This window comes from Pseudoalteromonas sp. DY56-GL79 (assembly GCF_041414765.1).
Taxonomy (GTDB): domain Bacteria; phylum Pseudomonadota; class Gammaproteobacteria; order Enterobacterales; family Alteromonadaceae; genus Pseudoalteromonas; species Pseudoalteromonas piscicida.
Window position 1 is genome coordinate 26,462 of the sequence record NZ_JANHZS010000035.1, and the last position, 16,891, is coordinate 43,352.

General features: G+C 43.5%; 18 protein-coding genes. 14 read left to right on the forward strand and 4 right to left on the reverse strand.

The window, feature by feature from the left end:
* Positions 1 to 96: 96 nt before the first annotated feature.
* The 3 genes from NO992_RS21110 to NO992_RS21120 are packed head-to-tail and all read left to right on the forward strand — an operon-like array spanning position 97 to position 3,162.
* Positions 97 to 2,649 (forward strand): YdbH domain-containing protein, encoded by a 2,553-nt coding sequence (locus NO992_RS21110; RefSeq protein WP_371380324.1) that lies wholly within the window; start codon positions 97 to 99, stop codon positions 2,647 to 2,649.
* A 3-nt stretch (positions 2,650 to 2,652) separates the two neighbouring features.
* Positions 2,653 to 2,832, forward strand: a complete 180-nt coding sequence (locus NO992_RS21115) for a YnbE family lipoprotein (protein ID WP_010374602.1) — start codon at positions 2,653 to 2,655, stop codon at positions 2,830 to 2,832.
* A 9-nt stretch (positions 2,833 to 2,841) separates the two neighbouring features.
* Entirely contained in the window at positions 2,842 to 3,162 is a 321-nt protein-coding gene (locus NO992_RS21120) for a YdbL family protein (RefSeq protein WP_017216535.1), read from the forward strand.
* 67 nt (positions 3,163 to 3,229) lie between these two features.
* Here NO992_RS21120 and NO992_RS21125 read toward each other — a convergent pair whose 3' ends face one another.
* Positions 3,230 to 3,772 carry a DUF1415 domain-containing protein gene (locus NO992_RS21125; protein WP_371380326.1) on the reverse strand — a complete coding sequence of 181 codons (543 nt, stop codon included), beginning with the start codon at positions 3,770 to 3,772 and terminating at the stop codon, positions 3,230 to 3,232.
* Between the two features lie 3 nt (positions 3,773 to 3,775).
* Positions 3,776 to 5,044: a lipid IV(A) 3-deoxy-D-manno-octulosonic acid transferase gene (gene waaA, locus NO992_RS21130; protein ID WP_371380328.1), complete on the reverse strand. Its 1,269-nt coding sequence runs from the start codon at positions 5,042 to 5,044 to the stop codon at positions 3,776 to 3,778.
* A gap of 146 nt (positions 5,045 to 5,190) precedes the next feature.
* Here waaA and NO992_RS21135 point away from each other — a divergent pair, with 146 nt between their 5' ends.
* Genes NO992_RS21135 through hldE form a run of 3 tightly spaced genes read left to right on the forward strand, consistent with a single transcriptional unit; the run spans position 5,191 to position 8,718 of the window.
* Positions 5,191 to 6,636 (forward strand): capsule assembly Wzi family protein, encoded by a 1,446-nt coding sequence (locus NO992_RS21135; RefSeq protein ID WP_371380330.1) that lies wholly within the window; start codon positions 5,191 to 5,193, stop codon positions 6,634 to 6,636.
* Between the two features lie 40 nt (positions 6,637 to 6,676).
* Positions 6,677 to 7,273, forward strand: a complete 597-nt coding sequence (locus NO992_RS21140; RefSeq protein WP_010374612.1) for an SIS domain-containing protein — start codon at positions 6,677 to 6,679, stop codon at positions 7,271 to 7,273.
* Complete coding sequence (gene hldE, locus NO992_RS21145) at positions 7,270 to 8,718, forward strand: bifunctional D-glycero-beta-D-manno-heptose-7-phosphate kinase/D-glycero-beta-D-manno-heptose 1-phosphate adenylyltransferase HldE (protein ID WP_371380333.1); 1,449 nt, start codon at positions 7,270 to 7,272, stop codon at positions 8,716 to 8,718. The genes NO992_RS21140 and hldE overlap by 4 nt, the downstream gene beginning before the upstream one ends.
* Here the strand turns inward: hldE and NO992_RS21150 are convergent.
* Complete coding sequence (locus NO992_RS21150; protein ID WP_371380335.1) at positions 8,715 to 9,428, reverse strand: 3-deoxy-D-manno-octulosonic acid kinase; 714 nt, start codon at positions 9,426 to 9,428, stop codon at positions 8,715 to 8,717. The genes hldE and NO992_RS21150 overlap by 4 nt on opposite strands.
* Before the next feature lie 107 nt (positions 9,429 to 9,535).
* Here NO992_RS21150 and NO992_RS21155 point away from each other — a divergent pair, with 107 nt between their 5' ends.
* The 6 genes from NO992_RS21155 (at position 9,536) to glpG (ending at position 14,888) form a co-directional block, all read left to right on the forward strand.
* A complete protein-coding gene (locus NO992_RS21155) occupies positions 9,536 to 10,603 on the forward strand; it encodes a glycosyltransferase family 9 protein (protein ID WP_371380337.1) in 1,068 nt (355 codons plus the stop codon).
* On the forward strand, positions 10,596 to 11,150 hold the full coding sequence (gene gmhB / locus NO992_RS21160) for a D-glycero-beta-D-manno-heptose 1,7-bisphosphate 7-phosphatase (RefSeq protein ID WP_010374616.1): 555 nt from the start codon (positions 10,596 to 10,598) through the stop codon (positions 11,148 to 11,150). The genes NO992_RS21155 and gmhB overlap by 8 nt, the downstream gene beginning before the upstream one ends.
* Positions 11,151 to 11,375: 225 nt before the next feature.
* Positions 11,376 to 12,572 (forward strand): glycine C-acetyltransferase, encoded by a 1,197-nt coding sequence (locus tag NO992_RS21165; RefSeq protein WP_010374617.1) that lies wholly within the window; start codon positions 11,376 to 11,378, stop codon positions 12,570 to 12,572.
* A gap of 44 nt (positions 12,573 to 12,616) precedes the next feature.
* The gene (gene tdh / locus NO992_RS21170; protein WP_010374618.1) at positions 12,617 to 13,642 is read left to right on the forward strand and encodes an L-threonine 3-dehydrogenase; all 1,026 of its coding nucleotides are present in this window, start codon (positions 12,617 to 12,619) and stop codon (positions 13,640 to 13,642) included.
* A 104-nt stretch (positions 13,643 to 13,746) separates the two neighbouring features.
* Entirely contained in the window at positions 13,747 to 14,064 is a 318-nt protein-coding gene (glpE, locus tag NO992_RS21175; RefSeq protein ID WP_010374619.1) for a thiosulfate sulfurtransferase GlpE, read from the forward strand.
* Positions 14,061 to 14,888, forward strand: a complete 828-nt coding sequence (gene glpG / locus NO992_RS21180; RefSeq protein WP_371380341.1) for a rhomboid family intramembrane serine protease GlpG — start codon at positions 14,061 to 14,063, stop codon at positions 14,886 to 14,888. The genes glpE and glpG overlap by 4 nt, the downstream gene beginning before the upstream one ends.
* A 53-nt stretch (positions 14,889 to 14,941) precedes the next feature.
* On the opposite strand, the gene NO992_RS21185 is transcribed toward glpG, so the two are convergent.
* Positions 14,942 to 15,337, reverse strand: a complete 396-nt coding sequence (locus NO992_RS21185) for a flagellar basal body-associated protein FliL (RefSeq protein ID WP_010374621.1) — start codon at positions 15,335 to 15,337, stop codon at positions 14,942 to 14,944.
* A gap of 157 nt (positions 15,338 to 15,494) precedes the next feature.
* On the opposite strand from NO992_RS21185, the gene NO992_RS21190 reads away from it, so the two are divergent.
* Together NO992_RS21190 and ubiA are read left to right on the forward strand one after the other, a co-directional pair.
* On the forward strand, positions 15,495 to 16,022 hold the full coding sequence (locus NO992_RS21190; RefSeq protein WP_371380345.1) for a chorismate lyase: 528 nt from the start codon (positions 15,495 to 15,497) through the stop codon (positions 16,020 to 16,022).
* On the forward strand, positions 16,015 to 16,878 hold the full coding sequence (gene ubiA, locus NO992_RS21195; RefSeq protein ID WP_371380348.1) for a 4-hydroxybenzoate octaprenyltransferase: 864 nt from the start codon (positions 16,015 to 16,017) through the stop codon (positions 16,876 to 16,878). Before NO992_RS21190 ends, ubiA begins: the two co-directional genes overlap by 8 nt.
* Positions 16,879 to 16,891: the final 13 nt, after the last annotated feature.

Below are 16,891 nucleotides of genomic sequence, written 5' to 3' on the forward strand. Positions count from 1 at the left end.
AAAAAGGTCACTTCGGTGACCTTTTTTATTCATGGCTCGATAATTATCTATCGGGTACACTGAAAGGGAAATACCAATCATATTTTAGGGATACGAATGAAAAAATGGCTTTGGAGCTTAGCGTTGATACTCAGTGTTTTCGTGGGTGTTTACCTTGCCAGAGTTCCTTTGTCGCTCTGGGCCATTAAACATTTTATACCAGTTAATGAACTTCAGGTCAGCTGTCTTGATTGGCGTTTGTCGGGCTTCAATCGTATCCATATTACAAAAGCATGTGTGCAGACAGATGCGTTTAATGCCCAGCTTTATGATGCGCAACTAAGCATGCGCCAAGTCAATATTAAAAAAGCGGACATGCAACTTCTTCCGCCCAAAAAGTCAGATGCAACTCGGCCACAGCGCCTCGCATTACCACTCGACATCACCAGACCCAAAATGCATGTAACCAAGCTCTCTATATCTGGCGAGCCATTACCAAAGCCATTAGTTGTGTCGATTTTGGAGTCCGAGCTGAATCAATTTGTAGTTTCAGGTGACATCGCTGCAGAAGTTACGTTGCAGCCAGAGCGTATTGCTGCAAATATTGATCTTAGTGGCGAGTACCTCAGCGCTTTGTTACCTCCTCAGATCCAAGCCCTTTCAGGAACTAGCCAACTTGAATTCGATGGTCTGGCTATGGACGCAGAGCTAGAACTTGAAACTTTAGTGGCGCTTGAACAGGCTGAATGTAAAGGTACCGTTGCGTATATAGGCGCTTTGTCCGGGCGCTATGATTTAGCAACGCAGCAGGGGAAGGTAGCACTTGCCGAGCCGATTTCAGCGAAATCAGCGCTTGATTGTCTTACTTCTGAATATAGTAAACTGTTACCGACCACTTGGCAGGTCCATTTACCGAGAGAAATTACTATTTCTGCGGATTCAATTGCGACAGATTTACTTGAAGTGACGGGTAAAGATAAACCGTTACAACTTGAAGTTAACGAGCTGGCAGTCGACTTAACTGAGCCTTTCGTCAATGGTGATATTCGCCTTGAATTTTTCGATGATAAGTGGGGCGCGCATACACTCTCTGGAGCGCTGAGTGCGCGACCAAATTTTGTTAATATGAGCGGGGAAATCACAACTGACCTTCAAAAGCTTACACTACAAGATGTTATTGCTGAGAATCTCGAGCTCAATAGCCGCTTCAAAATATCGGGTAACCCAACCGAGCTAATTACAATTGAGGCTCAGCCGAGCATATTCTCAACCCAGTTATCGACATCAGGTTTGGTGATCGATAATCCATCTCTGACGCTTGACTTACATGCGCAGCTAGATGTGCCAAAACTCAAAAGTGGGCATCTACTACACAGAGTCTTACCTGAAGGAATGAGTTTTGCGATAACGCTTGATTCAACACTGCAAAACCTGAGTGTTGAGAATGTAACAGCAAAACAGAGTGCGTTGAGCGGGCGAGTTGTGCTTGAGCCTACACATGATTTTGATATCAATCTCAACTTAACCAGTGCACAGATACAACAGCAGAGTTATAAACTGAATGAGTTTGCGCAGACACTGCACTGGCAAGGCTCAGTCGCGACCGGAGAAATCTTTTCAACCTTGTCGGGCAATACTAAGGTAGCAGAAGTTAACTTAGCTGATCTCAGTTTGAAAAACGTGAGCATTGACAGCAAAGGGCAGCAAAGCCGCGGATTGATGGCGTCACATGTGATTAATATTGATGGTGTAAAGGCGTTGCTTGAGCATCAATATTCAAGCTTAAAACATCCAGCACAATTACATGTGCCCACACAGCAGCTTACTCAACTTCAGCCATATATTGACGCGCTTTTACCGAACTTAAAAATTAGCAATGGTAACTTCTCTGCAGTAGTCGAAGGGGATTTATCCACGCGTATATTTACCTTAGATGGGGGCGTTCAAAACGGCTCTGCGTTATTTAATGAACGGCTTATTCAAAATGCAACGATTGATGTCTTTGGTCTATTAAGTTCAGCTAATATTCAACTCAAGCCAACCACACTGAGTGTTGAAGAGTTGAGAGCTGGTGTTATCGTTCAAGCAATAACAGGCCAACTACTCAGCGAAGCAGGCGTGGCTATATTGAAAGATATTAACGCACAGGTTTTTGCCGGTAACGTGGAGATTGATGAAGTTAGTTTGGTCCCAACGCCGCAGGTCGTTCAGGTATCGCTAGATAAACTGAGTTTGGAGCTTATTGCCGCTTCTGGACATGATGCGGGCGTTGAGCTGAAAGGGCTAATCTCAGGGACATTACCAGTGCAATTCTCTTCATCGGGTGTGCGAATTGACTCTGGTAAAATACACAGTGTTGGTGAAGGGCTATTAAAGGTTGAAAACAATGCATCAATTAATGCGCTAAAAGAGCAGCAACCTAGCTTACAAACGGTGATCGGTGTACTTGACGAGTTGACCATTGAGCAATTGAGTAGTGGCGTAAATTTAAGTGAAGACGGCTGGTTGGACTTAGATGTTAAAATTACAGGAATTAACAAACTCCAACAACAACCAGTAAACTTTAACTATACACACTCAGAAAATGTGTTTACCTTATTACGAGCCCTACGCTTAAGCGACGAGATTACGCGCGAAGTGGAAAATGCGTTAAATAAAGAGGAGCGTTAGTGAATGAAATGGATGCTAGTGATATCAGCTTTATTGGTATTGAGCGCTTGTACTCATAAGGTGCAAGTAGAAACCAAAGAGCCTATTACGATCAACTTAAATGTAAAAGTAGATCATGAGATCCGCGTGAAAGTGGATAAAGAACTCGACAATTTATTCAGCGAAGACAGCGAGCTATTCTAAGGAGGATTTATGAAGCTAAAAGCAATCTCTACCCTAATTATTGGGCTCAGTATGAGTTTCGCCGCATTCGCAATTTCCATTGACGATGCTAAATCACAGGGTTTAGTTGGCGAAACTACATCGGGCTATCTTGGCGTAGTTAAAAATGGCCAAGGTGTGCAGCAGCTAGTTGATGAAGTGAATGAAAAGCGCAAAGAAAAATACCAGCAATTAGCGAAAAAGAACGGTATTACACTTGAGCAAGTGGAAGCTTTAGCTGCTAAAAAAGCGTATAACAAAACGCATTCAGGCCATTATATTCAAGTCAATGGCAGCTGGGTGAAAAAGTAATACTTCAAAAATCTTACAAGAAAAGGCTGGCTAAACCAGCCTTTTGACTATTTATCCGAAGCTTAGGTCATTTAGCTTTGTGGCATTGCTGAAGCAAATGCTGCCAAAACGCTTCCCCTTTACGCCTTGCGAGGCGAATATTATTTTCTGGGATCTGTTCAGGATCGTCATACTCTGCTAACGCTTGAGCCATACTTTCTTCGCGGATCAAGTGGAGTGTAGGGTAGGGCGCGCGATTAGTGTAGTTTGCTGCGTCATGCTCATCGCTATCAGCAAAAACATAATCTGGGTGAAAAGTGGCAATTTGATAGGTCCCTTCAAACCCTTGCGCTACTAATAAAGCGTTTGCTAGGTCGACGAGATCCAAAAAGTCGTCAAAATTGCTAAAACCTTTATCAAATATAACTAGCGTTGTTTCTCGCTCTGACTCATAGTTTAACTCTGAGCACTGCTCTAACATATCCATCACGGCATCGTCGTGTCTTATCGCTTGAGACACGAAATAATGAATGCTGTTACTTTCAACTTCCTGTCGAGCAAACGGGCAAAAGTTGTATTTCACAATGACTTGGCTAACCCAGTTTTGCATTGTAGAGATGACTGTATTCATGAATTATTCCAAGCTCTTATTGATTAGTTTCATGGTTTTAGCAATAGCTCCGGTATTTTCAACTAGTACCGATTGAGCGTTAGCACCGATTTGCGTTCGAAGCGATTTATCTTCAAATAGCGTAATAATTTCAGCGGCAAGCTTGTCCTCATCATCGACTACGATGGCACCTTGTTGCGCGATAAGTTGAGGGTATATATGCGCAAAATTATAGGTATGTGGACCGGTTAAAATTGGTACACCATGAGCTGCCGCTTCTAGTGGATTATGACCGCCGCGTTCAATCAAGCTACCACCAATATAGGCGATATCGGCACCGCCAAATAGCCACTTTAATTCCCCTAAAGTATCAGCTAACAAGACCGAGGCTTCTGTGTTTATGCTGTTACTACTCTTTTTGGTAAAAGCGATCTCTTGCTCATTGAGGTAGTCAGCAACCGCTTCAAACTGCTCGGGATGGCGAGGCGCGATAATAAGTAACGCATTACTTACCTGCTTTAATACTCGCTGATGTGCGGCAATGACTTGCTCATGCTCCTTAGGATGCGTAGATCCTGCAAGCCAAATTACCCGCTCGGGATAACCTATTCGGAATTGTCTTGCCTTTGCAATTTCTTCTTCAGTGACTGAAATATCAAACTTGATTGAGCCGGTAATGTGAAGCTTAGATTGAACAAGCCCGAGCTTGATGAAACGCTCACCGTCTTCTTCATTATGGGCTGCAAGCAGATCTATGTTGCTCATTAAGCCTTTGGTTAACCAAGCATGCTTTTTATAACCTTGGTATGACTTTTCAGAGAGTCTGGCATTGACTACCAAGGTTTTACATTGGTTTTGCTTGGCATAATGAAAGAGATTAGGCCACAGCTCAGTTTCCATCACAATAAGGAGCTTGGGCTTCAAGGTATTGAAAAATTTTCTGACCGCAAAAGCAAAATCGATAGGTAAATAACAGACATGTACTTGGACATTGCTGTGAAAAGCTTTTGTTATCTCTTCTCTACCTGTCGGGGTGTTACAAGTAACAATGATTGGAGTTGCAGCTTGTTCTTTAAGTACTGATTTGATGAGAGGTGTGGCTGCAAGCACTTCCCCTACGGAGGCGCAATGGATCACAACAGCATGTGGTGGAAGCTTGTTTAGGTTAAAGCCGAGGCGCTCTGTAAAATGAGTTCGATAGTCAGGATTTTTCCTACCTCGAATAAAATACAGATAACTCAATAAAATAGGTGCTAATACTAGCAATAATAAGGAATATAGTCGGCGCGCCATAGGAGTCGCTTAAGCTCAAAAATCAGTATTTTACCTTGTTCCAAGGCGAAATTGAATGAACAACACAATTTTACACAGTTCAACAGATGCCTATGGGCTTTTGGTTTGGTAGTATTTAGCGCATTAAAAAGTAATGGAATAACAAAATGAATTTAGCTCGAGTACTCGCTTGCTGTAGTTTATTGGCTTCGAATCTCGCTTTTGCGAGCCCCACAGCTTATTTACCCATTGGACAAGATCCGCTGTTGGAATATCAAATCGATAAAATGTTTGCGTTGACCGTTGGTACGCCTATGGCAAAGCCTTACCGTATCAGTGAAATCAAGATGCATTTGATGAAACTTAGGCATATTGACGCCACATTACAGCAGAGTATTAGTCAGGGGATTGCACCTTATCTGCAGGACGATGCGTTGACGCAAAGATCAATAACACTTCGTGTTGATAGCGGTGAAGAAAAGCAAATAGCCAACGACAGAGGTAATTACAGTGGTGAATATGCTGAATTGGGGCTCGGTGGCGTTTGGCGTGGAAGCGAATCAAGCATTTTACAAATCGGTGCTGAGTATCGAGTAGATGCAAACAAACTTGTTCCATACAATACTTTTTATGGCATGTCCTACGGCAACTTGCAGCTTAATTTAGGATATAAAGAACATTGGTTTTCACCATTTAAGCATTCGGCTCAAGTATATTCTAATAACGCGAGACCTTCATTATCAGCTTCTTTGGGTTTAGTTGTGCCTATTAGAAATTGGTGGAACTTCGATTTTGAACTGTTTTATTCTGAACTTGAGAAAGTCCATGACGGAATTCGTTTTCAAGGCACGCTTCACGATGGAACACCTAAAATAGCGGGTAGTCACTTTAGTATAGAGCCATTAGCTGGATGGAAAATTGGTCTAAACAGAGTCATGCAATTCGGAGGCGGGCCTAGAAAAGTAGATTTTAAGGACTTTGTTAAGGCATATTTTGACCCTGTTGGAAACGATAATAAGATAGGTGATCTCACTCAAGATGATGAACTGGGCGATCAATGGGCAACTATCACGACCAGCTTTACCACAAATTACGGCACTCAAGCACAATGGTATTTAGAGTACGGTGGTGAGGATAGCAATAACCATAAAAACTATTTGTTTGGTAACACGGTTGTCAATGTTGGTGTTTTTCTCCCTCAATTGACTTCAACGACTTCATTACGCTATGAGTTTACTGATATGGAAAGCTTATGGTATGTAAACGAAATTTACGATACTTATGGCAATACAATCGACGGATTTGGCATTGGGCATTTTGCTGCAAACCATCGCCAGTTCGATGATGGTGCACCGACGCAAATTCACGTTTTAGAAGGTACTTACCAATCAGATTACCGTTCTTTATGGCGAGCTAAGCTTTCAGTTATCGATAATGAGAGTAATTATTTGAATGAACTTGGAGAGCTTGGCGCTGAGTACGAACGTGGCTACGAGTTTGAGCTGGCACATATTGGTGAAGCCTATAGCAAGCAAGTCGAAACTAAATTAACCTTGGGTAAAGATGTCTTCGGTGAGAATTACACTTGGTTATCAGTCCATGTATACTGGTAGGTATCACGCGGGACAAGCATAGAATAGTTTAGGAACAAATATGTCATTGAATGAACAAGTAGCACAAAGCTACTTCGCAAGCTTACAGCGCCATGTTGATGTTTTTGAAACAATGGCAAACTATCACCAAGAATGTGTTGAGCTACTTGAAGCATGCCAAAGCACGTTAGCAGCTGGTGGTAAGGTCATTTGGTTTGGTAATGGTGGCAGCGCGGCAGATGCGCAGCACCTCGCTGCAGAATTTGTGGTGCGTTACAAATTAGAGCGTGGTCCTTTGGCTTCGATTGCATTAACTACCGACACCTCAATTTTGACCGCACACAGCAATGACTATCACTTTGACTCCGTATTTGAGCGTCAGGTTCAGGCTCTGTGTAAACCGGAAGATATGGTGATTGGTTTAACCACATCAGGTACGAGCCCTAATATCAATTTGGCACTTCAAGCCGCAAATGAAATTGGTGCCTTTACCGTGGCATTGACTGGTAGAACTGGTGGCAAAGTGAAGGACATTGCTAAATTACCGATTATTATCGCAAACGACGAGACAGCGCGTATTCAAGAAGCGCATATGTTTATTGGTCACTGGCTATGCGAAGCGGTCGATATGCTTGTTGCGGCGGAGCAAGAGGCATGAAGTTAGCGGCACTTCAACAGCTAAATCAAGCCAAGGTATTGGTGGTTGGCGATGTGATGTTGGATAGATACTGGCATGGAGATACCGGGCGTATTTCTCCTGAGGCTCCAGTACCTGTGGTGAAAGTCAGCGCGTTGGAAGACAAAGCTGGTGGTGCGGCGAACGTTGCCAAAAACATCGCTCACCTAGATGGTAAAGTGGGTTTGCTTGGGCTTATCGGCGAAGATGACAATGGTAAAACGCTTGAGGCTATCCTTACCAAGGAAAACATTGAATCTAGCTTAGTTAACGTCGTTGAGTTGCCGACTATCGCAAAAATGCGTGTGATCAGCCGTCATCAGCAAGTAGTCCGACTCGATTTAGAAGAGCCTTTTCAGTTATCTCACAGTCAACTACTGCTTGAGCGTCTAAAGCAAGAAGTTGATAAGTATGACTTTGTGTTGTTTAGCGACTACAACAAAGGCGCTTTGTGCGCCATTTCAGAAATGATTGCGGTGGCTAAAGCAGCTGGTAAAACGGTACTAATTGACCCTAAAAATAGTGACTTGAGCCTCTATCAAGGTGCTGATTTTATTACGCCTAACTTAAACGAATTTAAACTCGCTGGTGGAGACACAAGTAGCGAAGAGGCACTCACCTCTAGTGCGCGTGAGCTTCTGAAAACGTCAGGGATCGGCGCTATGTTGCTGACGCGCTCCGAGCAAGGCATGTCTTTAATAACCAGTACTGAAAAGTTTGATTTCCCAGCTCAAGTACAGGAAGTAAGTGATGTTACGGGAGCAGGTGATACCGTGATCGCCACACTGACGACTATGTTAGGTGCGGGAATGTCTGCCAAAGATGCAGTTGAAGTTGCAAATATTGCCGCAGGCATTGCCGTGAGTAAGTTAGGTGCTGCAACGGTGTCACCGGAAGAGTTGAGTCGCAAACTGGGTCAATATCTTAGAGAAACGGGCGAGCACTACCAAACGCCGTTTGAAGAAGTGCTTAAGCACATTACTTTTGCCAAGCAAAACGGCGAAACCATTGTGTTTACCAACGGCTGCTTTGATATTCTCCATGCAGGCCATGTGCGTTATTTAGCGCAAGCTAAAGCGATGGGCGACAGACTCGTCGTTGGGTTAAATACTGATGAATCAATCTCGCGTCTTAAAGGGCCTGAACGTCCAATCAATCCATTGAAAGAGCGGGCAATGGTGTTATCTGCACTCGCTTCTGTGGATTGGGTTATTCCGTTTGGCAGTATTGAAGAAAATGACACACCAGCTAAGCTGATAGAAATGGTCAGCCCTGACATTTTGGTCAAAGGTGGTGACTATAAAGTGGAAGATATTGCAGGTGCAGAGCATGTGCTTAATCAAGGTGGAAAAGTCGAGGTGTTAGCATTTTTGGATGGTTGCTCGACTTCCAATGTGATTAAAAAGGCACAGTTACAAAAAAGTTAACGTGCGCTGAGATAGGCTTGCATTAACACTTGCCACTGATTTTCATCAAAATAAAAGGTCGGCCATTTGCCGGCCTCTTTTTTAAATGAACGTTGCAAACGCTCCATGTTTGCGTGCTGCCAACTTGAGTTTGGCTGCATGATTTTGCCCTTATCAAAATCAATTAGAAATACTTTGCCGTTGGCATCAAACAAAATATTGTTGATGTTCAAGTCATCATGATACGCACCGGCTTGATGAAACTGTGCAATGGTGTGGCCGATACTTTCCAGTTCATTTGTACTAAGCGTTCTTGCTTGCAAAATTTCGCAAACACTGGTGGCATCAGACACCGCTTCGGTCAAAATATCTGCACGATAAATACCAAAATGAAGCGATATTCTTGCGCCAAGTGGTGTTGGGACTGGTAAACCTTGTAGTTGTAGTTGCTCTAGCAAAGCAAACTCTTGATATACGCGCGTATTTTCTAGTTTGGTGAAAATATACTGATCACTCAACAGCTTGCCGATTAAGCCTCCACGATAGTAGTGCTTAAGTACCGCGATGCTTTGGTTAAATCGCACGAACCACGCCGTTGCTCGACCTTCTTTCGAGCCGACAATCGCATTATTTTTATGCCAATATTCAGGGTCAAACATTTCTTCTGAAACATCATAATCTAGGGTTGAAGGCGTTAGTAAATAGCTATGCGGTTGTTTGGTGATTTGCACAATATAGGATTCTTAAGAGTCAATTGTGGCATTCTAACGATTTTTCATCCTCAGTGAAACTTGCAAACTTGTTTGATTAATTTAAGATCAAGCGCTTGTTACTTTCCATGAGAACTATTGTTTTGAGCAAATCCTTGACCTCTATTTGTATTTTGCGACTTTCAGCGATTGGCGACGTGTGCCATGCAGTAACTGCTGTACAGGCGATCCAACGCGCACATCCGCAAGCGAAAATAACCTGGGTGATAGGTAAAGTGGAAGCCATGTTACTGGCTGACTTACCCGGTGTTGAGCTCGTCGTATTTGACAAAAAACAGGGTAAAGCCGCGCTCAAGGCGTTAAAGGCAAAGTTCAAAGGGCAAAAGTTTGACGTATTACTACATATGCAGGTCGCGTTAAGAGCCAACTTTGTTGCGCGAGTTATTCCTGCAAAGCAAAAAATAGGCTTTGATAAAGGGCGTTCAAAAGAGTTACACAGTTTGTTTATTAATAAGCGGATCGCACCTCAAAAGTCGCCACATGTGCTCGAAGGTTTCCAAAACTTTGCCCGTGCAATTGGTGCTGAGTGCGGTGAGCCAACATGGCAGATGCCAGTGACGGCAGCTCATCAAGCTGCGGCAAAATCGCTATTGCCCGAAGGGAAAGTGTTTGTGATATCGCCTGCGGCAAGTAAAGCCGAGCGCAATTGGCTTCCTGAGCGTTATGCTAGGGTTGCAGATCATGCTGCTGCATTGGGGTTTCAGGTGGTGATAACGGGTGGTCCAACGGAGCTTGAGCAAAACTTAGCAGCCGAAATTCAAAAACACAGTCAAGCTGAGTTATTAAACTTAGTGGGAAAAACTGACTTGAAAACCCTACTTTGTGTGTTGGAGCAAGCCGAATTGGTGTTGGCACCTGATACCGGGCCTGCTCATATGGCTGTGACAGTTGGAACGCCGGTGATTGGTTTGTATGCGCACTCCAACCCAACTCGCACAGGGCCATACCTGTATCAAGACTATGTAGTTGAGGTTTATCATCAAAACCTCATTGCGCAAAAGGGCAAAACCGCAGAGCAATTACCGTGGGGAACACGCGTAAAGGGTAGCGAACTCATGTCTCAAATTTCCGTTGATGCAGTAATTACGATGTTTGATCGGGTAATAAAAGAGCAGGGGATTGTGATCAATGCATAAGGCAGTATTTTTAGACAGAGACGGCGTTGTTAATAAAGATCACGCCTATGTTCATCAAATCGCGGATTTTGAGTTTATCGACGGGGTATTCAGTGCCTGCCAAGCATTTAGCAAAGCCGGTTATAAAATTGTGGTCGTGACGAATCAGTCGGGCATTGGCCGAGGTTACTATGATGAAGCACAATTTCACGCGTTAAGTGAGTGGATGTGCGCGCAGTTTATGGCGCATGGTGTTGACATCGCTGGTGTTTATTTTTGTCCTCACCACCCTGAAAAGGCACAAGGCCCATATAAAGTAGAGTGTAACTGTCGTAAGCCTGAACCTGGGATGCTGCTGCAAGCGATAGCCGAGCATGACTTGGATCCTGCGCAAAGTATTATGATTGGTGACAAAGTCTCAGACATCAAGGCTGCCCGCGCTGCTGGCGTAAAAACAGCCATTTTAGTTGAGTCTGGGCAGAGTTTTAGTCAAGAGCAACAACAGCTCGCGGATAAAGTATGTGCGTCGTTGGCGGAGGTACCAGCCGCACTATCTTTGTCTGAGTAAAATAAAGTTTGCTGCCAGTTGTCGCAAATCGTGCATTTATTGTGTGAACCTTTTAAAATAAAGATATCTTTTAATGTACCAGGTATGATTGAATTGGTACGTTCCAATTAACTTGAGCTAATTAATATAGAATAAGCGCAAGCGTTAACTTCTGATAGTGAGAATGACAACCGCCTATGGCGATACGTAGCTTACTATCACCGTGCAAAAAATGGAGACTCCCAGATGAGAGCATCGGCCTTCTACAGCCAGCTTCAGCAACAAATTGAAGAAGTAAAAGCTGAAGGATTATATAAAAAAGAGCGTATTATCACTTCTCAGCAGCAAGCTGAAATTGCAGTATCGACTGGCGAAAGTGTAATTAACTTCTGTGCAAACAACTATCTAGGTTTGGCGAATCACCCAGAGCTAATTAAAGCGGCGCAAGGCGGCCTTGATGACCATGGTTTTGGTGTCGCGTCGGTGCGCTTTATCTGTGGTACGCAAGATATTCACAAAACGCTTGAAGCAAAGATCAGTGAATTTCTAGAAACAGAAGATACTATCCTTTACTCTTCATGCTTTGATGCTAATGCAGGTTTATTCGAAACTATCTTAGGCCCTGAAGATGCAATTATCTCGGACTCATTAAATCACGCTTCTATCATTGATGGTGTGCGTTTATGTAAAGCTAAGCGTTTCCGCTACGCAAACAACGATATGGCTGATCTTGAGCAGCAGTTAATAGCCGCTGATGAAGCTGGTGTGAAAACCAAGCTTATCGCGACCGATGGCGTATTCTCAATGGATGGCGTTATTTGTAACTTAAAAGCGGTTTGTGATTTAGCGGATAAGTACGACGCATTAGTGATGGTTGATGATTCACACGCAGTAGGTTTTGTTGGTGAAAATGGCCGCGGTACACCGGAATACTGTGGTGTATTAGACCGAGTGGATATCATTACAGGAACACTTGGTAAAGCACTTGGCGGTGCGTCGGGCGGTTATACCTCTGGCAAGAAAGAAATCGTAGAGTGGTTACGTCAGCGTTCACGTCCTTATTTATTCTCAAACTCGCTAGCGCCGTCAATTGTTACTGCTTCAATCAAAGTACTAGACATGATGAAAGAAGGCGATGCCTTACGTGCTAAACTATGGGATAACGCAGCCTACTTCCGTACTAAGATGGAAGCTGTTGGCTTTACTTGTGCGGGTAAAGATCACGCGATTATTCCGGTTATGTTAGGCGATGCCAAAGTGGCCTCAGAAATGGCTGACAGACTGCTGGCTGAAGGTATCTATGTGATCGGTTTCTCTTATCCTGTTGTGCCAAAAGGTCAAGCTAGGATCAGAACACAAATTTCAGCTGCGCATACGACTGAGCAGCTAGACAAAGCAATCGAAGCCTTTACCCGTATTGGTAAAGACCTAGGCGTCATTTAATTTTGCCACCGGCATTAAGCCGGTGCAGCTAACGAGCGAATACTATGAAAGCATTATCCAAGTTGAAAGCTGAAGAAGGAATTTGGATGGCGGATGTGCCAAAACCGGAAGTAGGGCACAACGATCTATTGATCAAAATCCGTAAAACAGCAATTTGTGGTACCGACGTACACATCTACAAATGGGATGAGTGGGCACAAAACACGATCCCAACTCCAATGGTTGTGGGACACGAATACGTAGGTGAAGTGGTCGATATGGGCCAAGAGGTGCGTGGTTTTAGCATTGGCGACCGAGTATCTGGTGAAGGTCATATCACCTGTGGTCACTGTCGTAATTGTCGTGCTGGTCGTGTTCACCTATGCCGCAACACTATTGGGGTAGGCGTTAATCGCGAAGGTTCATTTGCAGAATACCTAGTTATTCCTGCTTATAATGCGTTTAAGATCCCTGACAACATTTCTGACGAACTCGCTTCTATCTTCGACCCATTCGGTAATGCAGTGCACACCGCATTGTCGTTCGACTTAGTTGGTGAAGACGTACTCATTACTGGTGCGGGCCCAATCGGTATTATGGCTGCGGCAGTGGCGAAACACGTTGGTGCGCGTCATGTGGTGATCACAGACGTAAATGAATATCGCCTTGAACTTGCCACTAAAATGGGTGCTACGCGAGCAGTAAATGTTGCCAGTGAAAGCCTAGAAACGGTTATGAAAGATCTTGGTATGACAGAAGGCTTCGATGTTGGACTTGAAATGTCAGGTGTTCCTTCTGCATTTAAAGGCATGTTAAACAGCATGAACCATGGTGGTAAGATTGCAATGCTGGGCATTCCTCCTTCTGACATGGCGGTGGATTGGAACCAAGTGATCTTCAAAGGTTTAGTGATCAAGGGTATTTACGGCCGTGAAATGTTTGAAACTTGGTACAAAATGGCAAGTTTGATCCAGTCAGGCTTAAACCTTGATCCAATCATTACACATCAGTTCCATGTTGATGACTTCCAGACTGGCTTTGATACGATGATTTCAGGGCAATCAGGTAAAGTTATTCTGAATTGGGATTAATGCTCAACTTTGCTTAGTGCATGAATGAGTAGTTATAATAGAAAGACGGCTAGGTCGATAAGGCTTAAGCCGTCTTTTATTTTTTAGTTTTAAATGGGTAACACATGTCTTTTAAACATATTTCAGTAGCAGACACACAAGCGCTTTTAGGCAATGATGATGTTGTGGTAGCAGATATTCGCGATGAAAATACTTTTGCACAAGGGCATATTCCAGGCGCTGAACATTTATCTAATGCTAATCTTGCTCATTTCATGCAGGAGAAAGAGTTTGACCAACCAATCGTGGTTGTGTGTTATCACGGGATCTCCTCACAAGGCGCAGCTAACTACCTAGTTGAGCAAGGCTTTGAAGATGTTTACAGTATGGATGGCGGTTTTACGCAGTGGGCAAGTGAGTTGCCAAACGAGATTGAAAAGTGAAATTAATAGCCCATTATCACAATGCTCGACTAGCACAAGGTGCGGTCGATTATTTTAAGACGCAAGGGATTTATTGTGTTTTACAAAGTCACGATGGGCAGCAAGTTGAAGTTTGGCTAGAGCGTGGTGATGAGGCGCTTGCTATGCGTCTTTGGCAAACGTTTTTGGAGCAACCCGAGGCCGACTTATATCAAGCGGCTTCTTGGCAAACCGGAAGTACACAGGGGTTATTTAGCTATCAAGGCCAAAACTTAAACTTGGTGCGGCGCTTTGCGGGATTAAACTGGTTATTGCAGGGCGTTTTTGGTGTCAGTATTATTATTTTTGTCGCCATGCGGTTTGGTGACGCTAATGGCATCTTTTCTGCACTACGTTTTTCCCTAGATAAACCTTGGACTTGGATAGCACCTACACTCATACATTTTAGCGCCATACATTTGATTTTTAATTTAAGCTGGTGGTTACACCTTGGCGCACAAATCTCAGAGAAACTCGGGCTCTGGGCATTAGTTTGCATCTACTTTGTAACCGGCTTAACTAGTAACTTTATGCAGTTCCTATTCGTTGACGCTAATTTTGGTGGACTAAGTGGCGTGGTCTACGGACTACTTGGCTTCTGCTGGGTTATTGGTCATCGAAATCCTGCCGGAGCCGCTTTGGTCTCTAAACCTGTTATTGGCTTTATGCTGCTTTGGATGCTGTTTGGATTTACGGATATGTTTTTTATTAACATGGCTAACTGGGCGCATTTGTTTGGATTACTATCAGGTATGTTGGTTGCGGTATTTTGGCCTATCAACAGGCAACTCAAAGAGAGTAGCTAGTTACTTCGAACTCGGGATCTAGTGCTTCCGAGTTCGTGTATGAGTTGATTCGGTTAGTGATATAAATATTTGGTAAAAAGCACATCACGAACAATTTCCTGCCCAGTTTCTTCTTTTAGCAGTGTCTTTAGCTTTTCAGCACAGCGTTTTCTGATTTCTTCTCTGCCAGTTAATGATTTAATGGTTTCTTCGTTTTCTTTACTCAGGATCTGTACAATTGCATCTCTTAGTAAAGGAGTATGGTGTTCAACCACGGCAATATTCGCAACGTCATTTAACATTAGGTCAACGGTAACACGGACATAACCGAGCTTTTTGTTGGACTGGCCTATGTAGTTTGTGATGATATCTGGCTCAAACCCGAAATACCCAATAGTTGAGTCCGCTTTTACAGGGAAAGCCGTGGTTAATGCAATGCATAATGTGAGTACAACAGCCAACAGTCTCATGTTTAATTAGGTATCCTAATACAAATTACTTTTTACTTAGTTTATACATAATTGCGTTGATTTTACAGGTAGCTTCAATACAAACATAAACTTTTTAGAAAGCCGCTGCTCTGCTATTATGACCGCGGATTTTTAAAACGGAAATAGAACGTTGCCTTTGCAATTACCCTTAGAGCTCCCTTGGCTGAAGAACACACAGTTGGTGGATGTTGAGCCAGCACTTTCTCCTTATTTACTAGAGGCTCAATCTCTAACCGCAAAATTGAAAGAAACTTGTGAAAGGTTTTCTGTGACTGTGCTTGCTAATGAGTTCAGGAGCGCTCCTGAAGCGTTACGTACAGAGCTTTCTGAACAGGTTTGGTGCCGAGAAGTAACGTTAAATTGTAACGGTAAAGCAGCTGTATTTGGACAAAGTTGGCTCAATGAGGACGCATGTACTGTCGGAATGGATGCAATTGGTGAGACACCTTTGGGTGAGTTACTGTTTACTGATTCAAATTGGCAGCGCGGAACCCTTGAGTTTCTTCGTTTATCTACTGCCGACTATCCGGCGCTGATTGAACTTATTGCACCCACAACTGGCGTCGCCCCAGAGCGTTTATTTGCTAGAAGAAGCTGGTTTAAAAACGGCAAAGCAAAGATTTTAGTTTGTGAAGTCTTTATATCGGAAAGCTTTTATGATTGACCACCAGAAATGGCAGGCTTACAGCCAACTTATGCGATTAGATAAGCCAATCGGGACTTTACTATTATTGTGGCCAACGCTTTGGTCACTGTGGTTTGCAGCTGAAGGTGTTCCAAGTATTTGGCTTATTGTTATCTTTGCTCTGGGTGTATTTATAATGCGCAGTGCAGGCTGTGTTATCAATGATTTTGCTGATCGCAAGGTTGATGGAGCTGTAAAGCGTACCGCGACAAGACCGCTTGCAAGAGGCGCTGTAACGAGTAAAGAGGCACTAGGCCTATTTGCTATTTTGGTCGCGGTGGCTTTTATTTTGGTGCTTTTTTTAAACTGGCAAACCATTGTATTATCCTTTGGAGCACTAGCGTTAGCCTCTGTTTATCCTTTCATGAAACGTTATACAAACTTACCTCAACTCGTACTTGGGGCTGCCTTTAGCTGGGCAATACCGATGGCTTTTATGGCAGTAAATCAAAATGTGCCAGTGCTTGCTTGGGTATTGTTTGTTGCGAATTTAATATGGACGGTTGCTTATGACACTATGTACGCCATGGTAGATAGGGATGATGATTTGAAGATAGGGGTAAAGTCTACTGCGATTTTATTCGGCAAATGGGACCTCCATATTATTGCACTGCTCAACATCACATTTATCGCGATGATGGCGGCAGTTGGTGTAACGTTTGACTTGAATCTCGCTTTTTGGTGCAGCTTACTAGCAGCCTCTGTGCTGCTTATTAGGCAACAATATGCCATACGCTACAGAGATAGAGACAGATGTTTTTGGGCTTTCTTAAACAATAACTATGTGGGCTTGGCGATTTTTGTCGGGGTCGTGCTGGGCTTTTTACCGCTCTAAAGCGAGTAATTAA